We start from the raw sequence: 13,987 nt of genomic DNA, 5'->3' as shown, positions 1-13,987 counted from the left end.
GTTTACTTGAAGTTCCCGGGGCAAGTGGCTGTCACCACTTGCCTTTGGGCTGCGTGGCGCGGATCGCCGCGGCAATCATCTCGGCCGAGTCGCGCCGGTTGCCCTGCTGCGCGAACTCGATCGCCGACATGCCCAGCTCGTTGCGCATCTTCGGATCCGCTCCCGCCTCCAGCAGCAATTTCACCGCCGCCGGCGTGCCGTACTTGGCCGCCATCATGAGCGGCGTCGACTTGTTGGGCGACTCCGCGTCGATGAAGGCGTACTCGTCCAGCAGGATCTGCATGATCTCCAGGTGGCCGCCGGTGGCCGCATAGTGCAGCGGCGTCCAGCCCGGCTTGTTCACGTGGGCGTCGCGGGCGATCAGCTTGCGCACGATCTCCGTCTGGCCCTTGAGCGCCGCGATCATCAGCGGGCTTTCGTCCTTGGGGCTGCGCCATTCCACCTGGGTCTTGGGCCAGGCGATCAGCGCCTCCGCGGCGTTGACCGACCCTTCCTTGACCGCGATGAAGAGCCCGTGGGTGCGGCTCGGGTCGAGCGCGTTGGGGTCGAAGCCGCGCTTGAGCAGCGCGGTGATGGCCGGTCCGTCGTCCTGCTTGATGGCCTGGAAGAAGCTCCCGTACGAGTCCGCCCGCGCCAGCGTAAATGAAAGTGCTGCAAGGAGATAAACGACAAACTTGAAGTAGTTTCTCATGATCGTTCAGGCCGGAACAGCGCCTCGAAATTGCCGCTGGTGAGCTCGCCCACCCGCTCCACGCTCAAGCCGCGCAGCTCGGCGATCTGCTGCGCGACGTAGGGAACGTAGGAGGGGTTGTTGGTCTTGCCGCGGTAAGGCACCGGGGCGAGGTAGGGGCTGTCGGTCTCGATCAGCAGCCGGGACTCGGGCACGAAGCGCGCCACCTCGCGCAGGTCGGCCGCATTCTTGAAGGTGATGATCCCCGAAAACGAGATGTGGAAGCCCAGGTCCAGCGCCGCCCGGGCCACTTCGGCCGTCTCGGTGAAGCAGTGGAACACGCCGCCGACCGAATCGGCGGAGCCGTCCTCGCCCTCTTCCTTCAGGATCGCGATCGTGTCGGCCGAGGCGGCGCGGGTGTGGATGATCAGGGGCTTGCGGCAGCGGTGGGCTGCCCGGATGTGGGTGCGGAAGCGCTCCCGCTGCCACTCCAGGTCCGCGATGCTGCGGCCGCCCTTGCGCTCCTCCATCTGGTAGTAGTCCAGCCCGGTCTCGCCGATGCCCAGCACCTTGGGCCGGGCGGCCAGTTCCAGCAGCTTCTGCACCGTGGGCTCGGTGACGCCTTCGTTGTCCGGGTGCACGCCGGCGGAAGCCCAGAAGTTGTCGTAGCGCATGGCCAGCGCATGGACCTCCTCGAACTCCTCCAGGGTGGTGCAGATGCAGAGGGCCCCGTCCACCTTCGCATCGGCCATGGCCTGGCGGATCTGGGGCAGCTGGGGCGCGAACTCGGGAAAGCTCAGGTGGCAGTGGGAATCGACGAACATGGCACGACCAAAACGGCGCGCGCCGCGGGGCGGGATACCACGCGGCGCGGCCAGGAAGCGATTCTACGAGGCCCGGGCGGCGCGCAGCGCGCGGCCCCAAAAGGCTCAGATCGTCTGCGTCGGGCGCTCGGAGGCCAGGTGGCCGCCCAGGATTTCCTCGATCTTGACCTTCAGCAGCTTGGACTTGTCGTCCGAGGGGAAGCGCACGCCGACGCCCTGGGTGCGGTTGGCCGCCGCGCGGGCGGGCGTGACCCAGGCCACCTTGCCGGCCACCGGGTAGCGCTGCGGGTCGTCCGGCAGCGACAGCAGCACGTAGACGTCGTCGCCCAGCTTGTACTCGCGGGTGGTCGGGATGAACACGCCGCCGTCGGAGAACAGCGGGATGTAGGCGGCATACAGGGCCGCCTTCTCCTTGATGGCGAGCTGGATGACGCTCGGGCGGGGCGTGGAAGGCGTACTCATGGGGCTGACCTCGAGTGTAGGGCCGCCCGCGCCTGCGTCACAAGGTCCTCGGCCATCAACCCGGCGTTGAAGGGGTGGTCGACCGTGCGGGAAGTCGCAGCCAGGCTGCGCCACCACGTCGTCAGCGCCTCCACCGAGGCGGGCGGCGGCAGGTCGGCGGGCTCGAAGAAGCGCGGGGCGGCGCCGCAGCGCTGCGCCAGCAGGTCGTGGCAGAGCTTCTGCAGCGCCTCCACCAGGTCGGCCGGGCCCCAGTCGGCCAGGCCGGCGGCCTCGCCCCGGGCCAGGGCCTTGGGCCATTGCGACCAGGCACGGGCGTCCAGGCCGGCCTGGTGCAGCCGCAGCGCGTCCTCCGGCCGGCCGCCGGCGGCGCGCAGCAGCACCGGCGCGGCAGCCGCGGCCACGCCCTCTTCCTGCAGCCAGGCCGCGGCCTCGGTCGGCGCCGGCCAGGCCATGGCGTGCCCGAGGCAGCGGCTGCGGATGGTGGGCAGCAGCAGGTGCGCCGCCTCGGTGGCCAGCACGAAGCGCACGTCGCCGGGCGGCTCCTCCAGCGTCTTGAGCAGCGCGTTGGCCGTTACCGCGTTCATGCGGTCGGCCGGATAGACCAGCACCACCTTGCCGCGGCCGCGGCCACTGGTGCGCTGGGCGAATTCGATCGCGTCGCGCATCGCCTCGACGCGGATCTCCCGGCTCGGCTTGCGCTTCTTGTCGTCGATGTCGGCCTGCGCCTTCTCGCCCAGGGGCCAGCCGCGCGCCAGCATCTCCGTTTCCGGCATCAGCACCGCCAGGTCGGTATGGCTGCGCACCTGCACCTGATGGCAGCTGCCGCAGTGGCCGCAGGCGCCTTCGGGCGTCGGCTGGTCGCACAGCCAGGCCTGGGAGAGCTCCAGCGCCAGGTTGTACTGTCCAAGCCCGGACGGTCCATGCAACAGCCAGGCGTGGCCTCTCTGTGCAAGCAGCTGCCGCAGCTGGCTGCGGATCCAGGGCGCGATCACAGGATGCCCCTCGCCTGCAGCCCGGCCTCCAGCTCGCGCCAGACCGCTTCGCGCGACTGGTCGGCGGCCACGCGCAGGAAGCGGTCCGGATCCGCCGCCGCCCGGGCCGCATAGCCGGCCGCCACGCGGGCGAAGAAGGCCTGCGGCTGCGACTCGAACTTGTCCGGCACGCGGGCGCCGGCCAGGCGCTGCGCCGCCACCGCGGGATCGAGGTCGAACCAGACGGTCAGGTCCGGCTGGCGGATTGCCGGCGGCGGCACGGCCGGCACGGCCTGCACCCAGCGCTCCAGGCCCGCGAGTATCTCGAGGTCGAAGCCGCGGCCCGCGCCCTGGTAGGCGAAGGTGGCATCGGTGAAGCGGTCGCACAGCACGGCGTCGCCGCGCGCCAGCGCCGGCTCGATCACCTGCAGCAGGTGGTCGCGCCGGGCCGCGAACATCACCAGCGCCTCGGTGAGCGGGTCCATCGGGTCGTTGAGGGCCAGCGCGCGCAGCTTCTCCGCCAGCGGCGTTCCGCCCGGCTCGCGCGTCAGCACCACTGTGCGGCCGCGCTCTCGCAGGGCCGCGGCCAGGGCGTCGATGTGGGTGGACTTGCCGGCGCCGTCGATGCCTTCGAAGGAGATGAACAGTCCGCGCCTCATCGCTTGCGCTGGTAGCGGTTGACGGCCTGGTTGTGCTCGTCGAGCGAGCCGCTGAAATGGCTGCTGCCGTCGCCGCGGGCCACGAAGTAGAGGAACTTGCCTGGTGCCGGCTGCACGGCGGCCAGCAGCGAATCCTTGCCGGGCAGCGCGATCGGCGTCGGCGGCAGGCCGGCGCGCAGGTAGGTGTTGTAGGGCCCGTCGGTCTGCAGGTCGACCTTGCGCAGGTTGCCGTCGAAGCGTTCGCCGAGGCCGTAGATCACCGTGGGATCGGTCTGCAGCGGCATGCCCACCTTGAGCCGGTTCTGGAACACGGCGGCGATCAGCGTGCGGTCGGCCGCCTTGCCGGTCTCCTTTTCCACGATGCTGGCCAGGATCAGCGCCTCGTCGGGATTCTTCAGGATCGATTGCGGCGAGCGCACGGCCCAGGCCTGCGCCAGGCGCTTGTCCATGGCGCGCAGGGCGCGCTGGTAGACCTTGACGTCGCTGGAGCCGCGCGAATAGGTGTAGGTGTCGGGGAAGAAGCGACCTTCCGGGTGCACGCCGGGGCGCCCCAGCAGCGTCATCAGTTCCGCGTCGGTGAGTTTGGCGGTGTCGGGCCGCAACTGGTCGGCCTTGGCGAGGGCGGCGCGCATCTGGCGGAAGTTCCAGCCTTCCACCACGGTCACGGCGCGCAGCGACTCCTCGCCGCGGGCCAGCTTGTCCAGCAGGCGCTCGGGGGTGATGCCGCGCTCCAGCTCGTAGCTGCCGGCCTTGATCCGCGGGCCCTCGCCCGAGAGGCGGAACCAGGCATAGAGCAGGCGCGGATCGACGTCGACGCCGGCATCGCGCACGGCCTGGGCCACGCCGCGCGGCAGCGTGCCCGGCTCGATCGCCAGATCGAGCGAGGCGGCGCGCAGGCGCAGGGGATGGTGGATCCACCACCAGCCGGTCGCGGCGGCGGCGGCAACGGCCAGCAGCGCCAGCACGAACAGCAGGTTGAAAAAGCGGCGCACGTCCTTGCCCGGCGTCTGGAATCAGCGGGCCATGATAATTCACCCATGTCCCATCCCCTGAATGGCGTCGCCCCCCTGCCACACCTGGGCGTGATCCGCGCGCACGGCGAGGAGGCGGCCAAATACCTGCACAGCCAGCTCACGCAGGACTTCGCCCTGCTCGGCCCCGCCGAGGCGCGCCTGGCCGCGTTCTGCACGGCCAAGGGGCGGATGCTGGCCAGCTTCGTCGCCTTCCGGCGCGCGGCCGACGAGATCCTGCTCGTGTGCAGCCGCGACGTGCTGCCGGCCACGCTGAAGCGCCTGTCGATGTTCGTCCTGCGCAGCAAGGTGAAGCTCAGCGACGCGAGCGGCGAGCATGCCCTCTTCGGCCTGGTCGGCGAGCCGGCCTCCGCGGCCGATCCGCCCTGGACGCTGCGCGAAGCCGACGGCGGCTGGCGCGTGCAGCTCTATCCGGCCGACGGCCAGCCGCGGGCCCTGTGGGTCGGCCCCGCCGGAGCGGCCGCGCCCGCCGGGGCGGCGCTCGATCCGGCCACCTGGCAGTGGACCGAGGTGCGCAGCGGCATCGCCACCGTGACGCAGCCGATCGTCGAAGCCTTCGTGCCGCAGATGCTCAATTACGAGTCGGTCGGCGGCGTGAACTTCAAGAAGGGCTGCTATCCGGGCCAGGAAGTGGTGGCGCGCAGCCAGTTCCGCGGCACGCTCAAGCGACGCGCCTTCCTGGCGCACTGCGGGGGCGAACTCGCTGCGGGCCAGGAGGTGTTCCGCGCGGCAGACCCCGAGCAGCCGGCCGGCATCGTGGCCGAGGCGGCTCGCGCCCCCGAGGGCGGCTGGGACGCCATCGTCTCGCTGCAGTTGGCGGCCGCCGAAGCCGGCGACCTGCATGCGCAGCGCGCCGACGGCCCGGCGCTCACCCTGCTGCCCCTGCCTTACCGGCTGCTCGAAGACGTCTGAGAGCCCGGGGCGGAGACCTGCGCGCGCAGGGCCGGCGGGATCTCCTGCTCCAGCGCCGCGCGCTCCTGCGGCGTGGCCGCGGCGGCGAGGCCGGCGCGGAAGGACTGCAGGGCGCGGTCCTGCTGCTTCTGCTCCAGCGCCAGCACGCCCTGCTCCACCAGCCCGCGCGCGCGGCTGTCCGGCCAGGCCTGCATGCGCTCGTCCAGCAGCTTCTGCGCGAGGGCGTAGTCCTTGGCCCGCCAGGCGAGCAGGAAGTACGTATTGAGCAGGTCGTAGTCGCTGATGCCCTCGTCGTAAGCGGCCTTGGCCAGCGCCAGTGCGCGCGGCTCGTCGCCGCCGCGCGCGGCCAGGATCACCTCCAGCGAACGCACCGAAGGCGCGCGCGGCTGCAGGCGCTTGGCCTGCTCCAGCCAGGCCTGGGCCCGGTCGATGCGGCCCATGCTGGCGTAGCCCCGCGCCACGTTGGTGAGGATGGCCACCACGTTGGGCCGCGAGGACAGCACGCTTTCCCAGATCCAGGTGGCGTCCTTCCAGTCGCCCCAGCGGGCCAGTTCGTCGGCCACCATGGGCGTGATCTTGCGGTAGTGCGGATTGAGCGCAATGCCCTCGCGCACCAGGCGCAGCACTTCGCGCCGCTGCGGCGCGTACTGCGGCGCGTTCGGGTTGCCGGTGGCGGTGAGCGAGAGGGCCAGCTTGGCCGAGCGCACCAGCTTCTGCTCGCTCTCGGCGGCGCGCTGCGAAATGGAGAAGGCCAGCACCAGGCCCACGCCCGCGAGGCCCAGCGCGACATGGGCGATGCGCGGCGACCAGCGCAGCGGCTGCGCCGACCAGCGCCGCAGATGCCCCATGCGGGCGTCCGAGGCCGCGAGTGCGCCCAGGCAGGCGGCGAACAAGGCGCCGGTGGCGGCCAGCCGCCAGGGAAAGCCGATGCTGCTCACCAGCATCAGCGCGAACAGGCTGGCGAGCAAGGTCGCGCGCCAGGGCTGGTCGGCCTCGGCCTGCGGGCCCGCCGGCGCCCAGGTGCGCCAGGCCGCCGCCAGCAGCCAGGCCGAGAGCAGCAGCAGGAAAATCCAACCCACCAGGCCGTACTCAGCCACCAGCTGCAGGAACTCGTTGTGGACGTAGTAGTCGGTCTCCAGCTGCGAGCCTTCGGCCTGGTAGCGCGGGATCTCGTTCTCCCAGGCGCCGGCGCCGAGGCCGGCGAGCGGCCGCGCGGCGATCGCGGTGAGCGTCGCCTTCCACATCACCATGCGCAGGTTCAGCGAGTAGTCGTTCGGACCGATCTGCTGCGCCCGGTGCAGGCCGCGCTCGATCGGCGTGGTGCCGAAGTTCTCCTGGATGATCGCGGTGTTGGACGTAGGCAGCACGCCCAGCAGCAGCACGGTCGTTGCTATCACCGCCAGCACGCCGGCCTGCAGCCCGCGCGACCAGCGGGAAAACGCGAGCCGCGCGCGGCAGCGCCACGCGACGAGCGGAAAGACGGCCAGCACCAGCAGCGTCGAGGCGATCAGTGCCGAGCGCGTGCCGGTGATCAGGATCCCGGTGGCCAGCAGGCCCAGGCTCACCGCCAGCAGGAACGCGAGCGCACTCGCGCGGGCCCTTGCCAGCAACAGCGCCCCGAAGGGCAGCGCGCAGACGACGTACTCCGCGTAGAAGTTGCGGTTGATGAAGGTGGAGGACGGCCGCGGCCCCTGCGGGAACAGCTCGAGCCCGCCCCAGAACTGCGCCATCGCCCAGATGGTCGCCACCAGCGCGCCGGCGTGGATCGCCCAGGCCAGCATAGGCAGGCGTTCGCGCGAGAAGGTGTTCAGCCCCAGCCACGCGATCAGCGCGAACACGAACCAGCGCACCGCTTCCACGCCGGCCAGGTAGGTGTGCGACCAGATCATGCTGCCCAGCGCATGGGCCAGCAGCAGCAGCGGCAGCCACAGCACGCCGTGCCAGCGCAGGGGCTGGCGGCGCTCGCGCTGCGCGAGCAGGAACAGCAGCGCGGCGGCCAGCGCGCCGAAGGACACGATCATGGACTTGAGCGTGTCCTGCAGCATCTCCTCGGTCGGCACGCCCAGCGCAGGCGCCAGGAACACGGCGAGGGCGAGCACGCCGGCCGCCCAGCCGTCGCGGGCGGGCTCGCGGGCGAGATCGCTCGATAGCGCGGCGGTCGTCGGCACTGCGCCCGTCGGCGCCGCGGCCGGCGCATGTGGCGCGGCAGGGCCTTCAGCCTTCGCAGCGCCCGCGCCCGGAGGCGCCGCAGCGGCGCGCGCCGCGGCGTCCGTCCGGCGCTTCCTGGCCACGTTCAGCGTGCCAGCGGCAAGGCGCTGGTCATGGTCACGTGCGGGATGCCCGCTTCCTCGTAGGGCTCGCCCTGGGGCGCGAAGCCCAGGCGGGCGTAGAACTCCTTCGCGGTGCGCTGCGCATGCAGCTCGATGCCGCGGTCGCCGCGCTTCTGCGCCTCGGCGGCCAGCGCGCGCAGCACCTGCTCGCCGATGCGGCCGCCGCGCAGCACCTGGTGCACGGCCATGCGGCCGATCTTCGCGATTCCCTCGCTGGCGGGCAGCAGGCGCCCCGTGGCCACGGCCTGGCCGAGCCGGTTGTAGGCCACCGCATGCAGCGCCGTCCCATCGGCCTCGTCCCACTCCAGTTCGGCCGGGATGCGCTGCTCCTGCACGAAGACCTCGGTGCGGATGCGGCCGGCGTCGGCGCCCAGCTCGGACCAGCTGCCGGTCTTGACCTGCACCATGGGCTCGCCCGCCTCGTAGCCGGTGAGCATCGCGCGCAGCGGCGCCGGCACCGGCTTGGAGGTCTGCGTCGCCGGGTCGGCGAACACGTAGACCAGCTCGCAGGTGATCAGCAGTTCCTCGCCGCGGAAGATCGCGCCGGTGAACTGCATGGAGGAATTGCCGATGCGGGCGCACTTCAGGCCGACCTCGAGCCGGTCGTCCAGCCGCGCCGAGGCGTGGAATTCCACCGTGCCCTTCTTCAGGTAGATGTCGCCTTCCAGCAGGTGCATGGCCTGCTCGTAAGGCATCGCCAGCACGCGCCAGTAGTCGGCGATGGCGGTGTCGAAGTACATCAGGTAGTGGGCATTGAAGACGATCTTCTGCATGTCCACTTCGGCCCAGCGCACCCGCAGCCGGTGAAAGAAACGGAAATCTTCTCTGTTCATGCTTGCAATGCGTGTTGCAGGGCGGCGGCGGCATCCGCGTGCGCCTGCCGCGCCTCGGGCAGCGCGCGGCCCATCTTGATGAATTCGTGGGTGACGCCGCGGTAGATCTCCAGCGCCACGTCGACCCCGGCAGCCCGCAGTTTATCCGCGTAGGCGATGGCGTCGTCCACCAGCGGATCGCACTCGGCCAGGCCGAACCAGGCCGGCGCGACGCCTTCCACGTCGGGCGTCTCGAGCGGAGCGAAGCGCCAGTCCTCGCGCTCGGCATCGTCGATGTACTGGCCGAAGAAGTATTCGATGTGCGCCTGCTCCAGGATCAGCCCCTGGTGGTAGCGCCCGTGCGAGCGCGCTTCCGGGCGCGCCGCGCAGCCGGGATAGAACAGCAGTTGCAGCCGCAGCGGCAGGCCGGCGTCGCGCGCCAGCGTGGCGCAGACGGTGGCGAGCGTGCCGCCCGCGCTGTCGCCGCCGACGGCGAGGCGCTGCGCGTCCACGCCGAGCGCGGCGCCGTTGGCGGCCAGCCATTGCGTCGCATCCCAGGCATCGTGCACGGCGGTCGGGAAGCGGTGCTCCGGCGCCAGCCGGTAGCCCAGCGAGACCACCGCGCAGCCGGCACGAACGGCCAGGATGCGGCACAGCGTGTCGTGCGAATCCACGCTGCCGATCGTGAAGCCGCCGCCGTGCAGGTACAGCAGCACCGGCAGCTTCGCGTGCGAAGGCGCGTACAGGCGCGCCGGCAGCGCGGCGCCGTCGCGGGCGGGAATGTGCAGGTCCTGCACGCGCGCGAGCTGCGGGGCCGGCGGCTCCAGCACGTTGGCGGCCTTGTCGTAGGCGGCGCGCGCTTCCTGCGGCGGCAGGCGGTACAGCGGAACGTGGCGGGCGCGGGCCATGCCGTGCAGCACGGAGCGCATGGCCGGCGTCAGTTCGGGAAACTGCGGAAGGAATGTCACTCGGGGGACGGGGGTCGCGGCGTTACAGTCAAGCTCCCCATCGTAAGCGACGGAAGTGTCCATGGCCCTCATCTACTACGTCACCCAGATCCAGTTCGAATTCGGCGCGATCGCGAAGCTCAAGTCCGAGTGCGAGCGCGTGGGCATCGCCCGGCCGCTGGTGGTGACGGACGCCGGCGTGCGCGCCGCGGGCGTGCTGCAGCGCGCGCTCGACGCCCTGGCCGGCGTGCCACACGCCGTGTTCGACGGCACACCTTCGAATCCGACCGAGGCCGCGGTGCGCGCCGCCGCCGAGATCTACCGTGCCCAGGGCTGCGACGGCCTGGTCGCCGTGGGCGGCGGCTCCGCCATCGACTGCGCCAAGGGCGTGGCGATCCTGGCCACCCACGAGGGGCCGCTCACCCACTACGCCACGATCGAAGGCGGCTCGCCGCGCATCACCGACAAGGTGGCGCCGCTGATCGCGGTGCCCACCACCAGCGGCACCGGCAGCGAGGTGGCCCGCGGCGCCATCATCATCGTCGACGACCACCGCAAGCTCGGCTTCCACTCCTGGCACCTGGTGCCGAAGGCGGCGATCTGCGATCCGGAATTGACCCTGGGCCTGCTGCCCAAGCTGACCGCGGCCACCGGCATGGACGCCATCGCGCACTGCATGGAGACCTTCATGTCGGCGGCCTTCAATCCGCCGGCCGACGGCATCGCGCTCGACGGGCTCGAGCGCGGCTGGTCGCACATCGAGCGCGCCACGCGCGACGGCAGCGACCGCGAGGCGCGGCTGAACCTCATGAGCGCCTCGATGCAGGGCGCGATGGCCTTCCAGAAGGGGCTGGGCTGCGTGCACTCGCTGAGCCACAGCCTGGGCGGGGTGGATCCGCGGCTGCACCACGGCACCCTCAACGCGATGTTCCTGCCGGCGGTGGTGCGCTTCAACGCGCAGTCGCCCAGCGTGCAGAAGGAGCGCCGGCTGGACCGCATGGCGCACGCCATGGGCCTGAAGTCCGGCGGCGACATCCCGGAGGCGATCCGCGACATGAATGCGCGCCTGGGGCTGCCTTCGGGGCTGGAGGCGATGGGCGTGCAGCGCGAGTGGTTCGAGAAGGTCATCGACGGGGCGATGGCGGACCATTGCCACAAGACGAACCCGCGCGAGGCGTCGCGGGAGGATTACCGGCAGATGCTGGAAGCGTCGATGTAGGACCGGCCTACAAGGCCTCCACCCGTCCTGGATCGGGCCGCTCCAACCATGCCGCGAACTCCTCGGCGAGTTGCCGGCTCGCGTGGGCCGCGGTGGTCCAATCCCGGATGCGCGCCTGCAGGTCCGTGCCGTAGCGCGTGAAGTCGGTGCGGTCCGGCAGCTTCGCGTTCGGCAGCGTCCGCACCCATTGCGGATCCGGCGCCAGCACCACCATGCGATCGAGATACGAAGTGGCGCGATGGCGCCACTTGAAGCCCTTGTCCAGCCAGCCCGGCACCACCGCCTGCTGGAAGTGCGGATAGAGCACCAGCCCCGGGCCGGGACCGCTGGCGTACTTCAGGTGCAGGTGGTAGTCCGTGATGCCGCCGTCCCAGTAGGCGCCGCGCGGCGCGCCGGGGATGTCGTGCACGGCCTGCAGCAGGAAGGGGATCGAGCAGCTCGCCTGCAGCGCCGGCTGGAAGTTCGCTGCGGTCAGGGCCACCTGGCGGGTCGGAAAGTCCTCGGTGCCGAAGGGCAGCGCGGCCGGCGCGCCCTGCTCCGGCGCCGAGAACACCACCCGCTCGAGCCACGCGCCCATGGCGCGCCGGTGCAGCGTGTTGGCGAGGAAGGCGCCGAGGTAGCCGAGCGGCGTGGCGATGCGGTGCTCGCGGCGCAGCAGGTGGCGCCCGCGCGCCGTCACGATGTGCAGGCGGAAGCGCGGATGCTCCAGTACCTCGCGGATGCGGCCGCCGAAGAAACCTTCCAGGCCTTCAGCAAAACTCTTCGAGACCTGGGCGGCAGTGGGCGCGCGGCGTCCCGGCGGAACGTCGTAGTGCTGCGCGATGTAGTCCCGCTCCAGCCGCTCGAACGCCTGCACCGGTTCGTGCAGGCAGGCCGTGGCCATGCGCCAGGCGCCGATGGACGCGCCGACGAGATGGATGGTGTGGTCGGTGGCGGGCAGCCACTGCCCGAACAGGAAGCGGTCCAGCGGCCCGAGGACCAGGCCCTTGGGCCCGCCCGCCGCCGCCGGCACGATGCCGACGTCGCGCGCCGCGAGGCCGTGCTGCGCGATGTGGCGGCGCGCCGCCGGCCCGGCGTAGATGCGCAAGGCTTGCATCGCGCGGATTGTAGGAGCCGGCAGCCGCGGGATCAGGCGAAGGCGAGCAGCAGCGCCACCCCGGCGGCCAGCAGGTAGCCGCAGGTCCAGGCCGTGGCGGACCAGGAAGGCCCTTGCGGTCCCGAAGGGGCGGCGCGCCCCTCGGCCAGCGCACGCCATCCCACATTCGAATCGAAGCCGGCCGCGAGCGGCCAGCCGGGCGCGCCGAGCGGCAGCGTCAGGTCGACGTCCAGCGGCGTGGGCGCGGCGGGCGACGTGGCAGCCTGCGGGTCGGCGGCCGGCGCGGCCACGCGCACGGCCCCCGGTCGGCCCAGCAAGGCCCGGCACTGCGCGAGATCGCGTGCCATCTCGCCCGCGTCCTGGTAGCGCGAGCGCGGGTTCTTCTGCATGGCCCGCGTGATCACCAGCTCGATCGAGGCCGGCAGGCCCGCGCGCAGCTGCGAAGGCGGCACGGGCGCGCCGTGCCGGATCGCGGCCAGCAGCTGCCCGAGGTTGGCGCCCTGGAACGCGGCCTGCCCCGTGACCATCTCGTACAGCAGCGAGCCGAGCGAGAAGATGTCGCTGCGCGGATCCACCAGGTGGCCGCCCACCTGTTCGGGCGACATGTACCGGGGCGAGCCCATCATGGTGCCGGTGGCCGTGCGCACGTCAGAACTCTTCACGTGCGCGATGCCGAAGTCCATGATCTTGGCCAGGCCGCCCGGCAGCACCATGATGTTGCCCGGCTTCACGTCGCGATGGACGACGCCCCGCTCGTGTGCGGCTGCGAGGCCTGCAGCCACCTGGGCCGCGATGTCCAGCGCGCCTTCCAGCGGCAGCGGCCCGCCCTCCATCAGCTCGCGCAGCTCCACGCCCTGCAGCCGCTCCATCGCGATGTAGAGCCAGTTGCCCTCGCGGCCGAAGTCGTGGATGGTGATCGTGTTGGGATGGCTCACGCCGCCGGCCGCCGTGGCCTCCTGGCGGAAGCGCGCCTCCAGCTCGCGGCCTTCCTTGGCGCCCTCCGGCAGCAGCAGGGTCTTGATCGCCACCTGGCGCTGCAGCGATTCGTCCTCGGCCAGGTACACCACGCCCATGGCGCCGCGTCCGAGCTCGCGCAGGATGCGATAGCGGCCCAGGTGGGTGAACGGCAGGGGGCTGGCCACGGCGTTCACCAGAACTTGAAGCGCTCGAAGGGCCCGGGCTCGGCCTTGGGCCGGGGCTTGGCCGGCGCCGCTCGCCGCGGCGCGGGCGGCGGCGCGAACACGTGCTGCAGCGGCAGCTCCTGGCCCGGCTTGAGCAGGACTTCCAGCCGCAGCGGCTTCGCGCGGGCGCTGCGGATCTCGATCGTGTGCGGCCCCGCTTCCACCTGCAGGCGGGTGAGCGGCGGGCTCGTGCCCTGCCGCACGCCGTCGACGAACACTTCGCCGGCCGGCCGGATCTCCAGCAGGATCACGGCGGGACGGTGCGCAGCCTCGTAGGCCTCGCGGGCTGCGCGGCCGGCCCAGCCGGCGCCCAGCAGGGCCAGCATGCCGCCGGCGGCCAGCAGGGTGCGGCGCTGGCCGCGACTGCGCGCGCCCTGGGTGTCGTCGCGGAACAGCGCGGTGCCGCCCGGGCCGGAAAGCTCGGGCACCGGCTGCAGATCCTGCGCGCGGCGCGGGGCTTCGGCGGCAAGCGCGGCGCGGAAGGCGCCGGAGACGAGCATCCGGTCGCGCGCCAGGCCGGCGAGGACGGCCGCGGTGGTGAGGCCTTCGCCGTCGACGCGCGAAGGGGAGGCGGCGGACTGGGTTCCCGCCTGCGCGGGAACGACGGAGTTGGGCGCGGGAACGACCGAGTGGGGCGCGGGGACCACGGGCTGCGGCGCGGGAATGGCCCGCAGCGGTCCGTGGTGCAGGGCCAGGCCGAGCACGCCCGCCTGCGGGTGGGCGCCGGCACGGCGGGCGGCCTGCAGCGCGTCAGAGGCCGCGACCGGCCCGGCGATGGCCAGGCCTTCGTCCACCTGCAGCACGACGCGGCCCTTGCGCGGCCAGCGGGCGGCGGCGCCTTCGGCGACGGCGCGCAGGGCCTGCTCGCCGCCC

At 72.1% G+C, this 13,987-nt stretch carries 13 protein-coding genes and 1 pseudogene; 2 read left to right on the top strand and 12 right to left on the bottom strand.

What is annotated here, in order from left to right:
* Window positions 1–31 precede the first annotated feature (31 nt).
* From VFM98_RS15835 to mltG, 6 genes are all read right to left on the bottom strand, one after another.
* Window positions 32–691, bottom strand: a complete 660-nt coding sequence (locus VFM98_RS15835) for an ankyrin repeat domain-containing protein (protein WP_325110864.1) — start codon at window positions 689–691, stop codon at window positions 32–34.
* A complete protein-coding gene (locus tag VFM98_RS15830) occupies window positions 688–1,494 on the bottom strand; it encodes a TatD family hydrolase (protein WP_325110863.1) in 807 nt (268 codons plus the stop codon). The genes VFM98_RS15835 and VFM98_RS15830 overlap by 4 nt, the downstream gene beginning before the upstream one ends.
* A 105-nt stretch (window positions 1,495–1,599) precedes the next feature.
* Window positions 1,600–1,956 (bottom strand): PilZ domain-containing protein, encoded by a 357-nt coding sequence (locus tag VFM98_RS15825; RefSeq protein ID WP_325110862.1) that lies wholly within the window; start codon window positions 1,954–1,956, stop codon window positions 1,600–1,602.
* Complete coding sequence (locus tag VFM98_RS15820; protein ID WP_325110861.1) at window positions 1,953–2,948, bottom strand: DNA polymerase III subunit delta'; 996 nt, start codon at window positions 2,946–2,948, stop codon at window positions 1,953–1,955. The genes VFM98_RS15825 and VFM98_RS15820 overlap by 4 nt, the downstream gene beginning before the upstream one ends.
* On the bottom strand, window positions 2,945–3,586 hold the full coding sequence (gene tmk / locus VFM98_RS15815) for a dTMP kinase (RefSeq protein WP_325110860.1): 642 nt from the start codon (window positions 3,584–3,586) through the stop codon (window positions 2,945–2,947). Before tmk ends, VFM98_RS15820 begins: the two co-directional genes overlap by 4 nt.
* Window positions 3,583–4,578 carry an endolytic transglycosylase MltG gene (gene mltG, locus VFM98_RS15810; RefSeq protein ID WP_325110859.1) on the bottom strand — a complete coding sequence of 332 codons (996 nt, stop codon included), beginning with the start codon at window positions 4,576–4,578 and terminating at the stop codon, window positions 3,583–3,585. Before mltG ends, tmk begins: the two co-directional genes overlap by 4 nt.
* Window positions 4,579–4,623: 45 nt before the next feature.
* Here mltG and VFM98_RS15805 point away from each other — a divergent pair, with 45 nt between their 5' ends.
* Complete coding sequence (locus tag VFM98_RS15805) at window positions 4,624–5,529, top strand: folate-binding protein (RefSeq protein ID WP_325110858.1); 906 nt, start codon at window positions 4,624–4,626, stop codon at window positions 5,527–5,529.
* Here VFM98_RS15805 and VFM98_RS15800 read toward each other — a convergent pair.
* The 3 genes from VFM98_RS15800 to VFM98_RS15790 all read right to left on the bottom strand — a co-directional run bounded on the left by VFM98_RS15800 (window position 5,505) and on the right by VFM98_RS15790 (window position 9,600).
* Entirely contained in the window at window positions 5,505–7,697 is a 2,193-nt protein-coding gene (locus VFM98_RS15800; protein ID WP_325110857.1) for an O-antigen ligase family protein, read from the bottom strand. The genes VFM98_RS15805 and VFM98_RS15800 overlap by 25 nt on opposite strands.
* Window positions 7,698–7,822: 125 nt before the next feature.
* Window positions 7,823–8,692: a YbgC/FadM family acyl-CoA thioesterase gene (locus VFM98_RS15795; RefSeq protein ID WP_325110856.1), complete on the bottom strand. Its 870-nt coding sequence runs from the start codon at window positions 8,690–8,692 to the stop codon at window positions 7,823–7,825.
* Window positions 8,689–9,600 (bottom strand): alpha/beta hydrolase, encoded by a 912-nt coding sequence (locus tag VFM98_RS15790; RefSeq protein WP_325110877.1) that lies wholly within the window; start codon window positions 9,598–9,600, stop codon window positions 8,689–8,691. The genes VFM98_RS15795 and VFM98_RS15790 overlap by 4 nt, the downstream gene beginning before the upstream one ends.
* 100 nt (window positions 9,601–9,700) lie before the next feature.
* Here VFM98_RS15790 and VFM98_RS15785 point away from each other — a divergent pair, with 100 nt between their 5' ends.
* Window positions 9,701–10,837 (top strand): iron-containing alcohol dehydrogenase, encoded by a 1,137-nt coding sequence (locus VFM98_RS15785; RefSeq protein ID WP_325110855.1) that lies wholly within the window; start codon window positions 9,701–9,703, stop codon window positions 10,835–10,837.
* A 7-nt stretch (window positions 10,838–10,844) separates the two neighbouring features.
* Here VFM98_RS15785 and VFM98_RS15780 read toward each other — a convergent pair whose 3' ends face one another.
* The 3 genes and pseudogenes from VFM98_RS15780 to VFM98_RS15770 all read right to left on the bottom strand — a co-directional run.
* Window positions 10,845–11,933: a patatin-like phospholipase family protein gene (locus VFM98_RS15780; protein WP_325110854.1), complete on the bottom strand. Its 1,089-nt coding sequence runs from the start codon at window positions 11,931–11,933 to the stop codon at window positions 10,845–10,847.
* Window positions 11,934–11,965: 32 nt separating this feature from the next.
* Window positions 11,966–13,075: a serine/threonine-protein kinase gene (locus VFM98_RS15775; protein WP_325110853.1), complete on the bottom strand. Its 1,110-nt coding sequence runs from the start codon at window positions 13,073–13,075 to the stop codon at window positions 11,966–11,968.
* Window positions 13,076–13,080: 5 nt separating this feature from the next.
* A pseudogene (locus VFM98_RS15770) lies at window positions 13,081–13,987 on the bottom strand (hypothetical protein); the annotation flags it as partial.

The sequence above is a fragment of the Ramlibacter sp. genome, assembly GCF_035706265.1.
In the GTDB taxonomy this organism is placed as follows: Bacteria; Pseudomonadota; Gammaproteobacteria; order Burkholderiales; family Burkholderiaceae_C; genus Ramlibacter.
The sequence above is the reverse complement of the archived record's forward strand: the minus strand, read 5'-3'. Positions and strand labels throughout refer to the sequence as shown.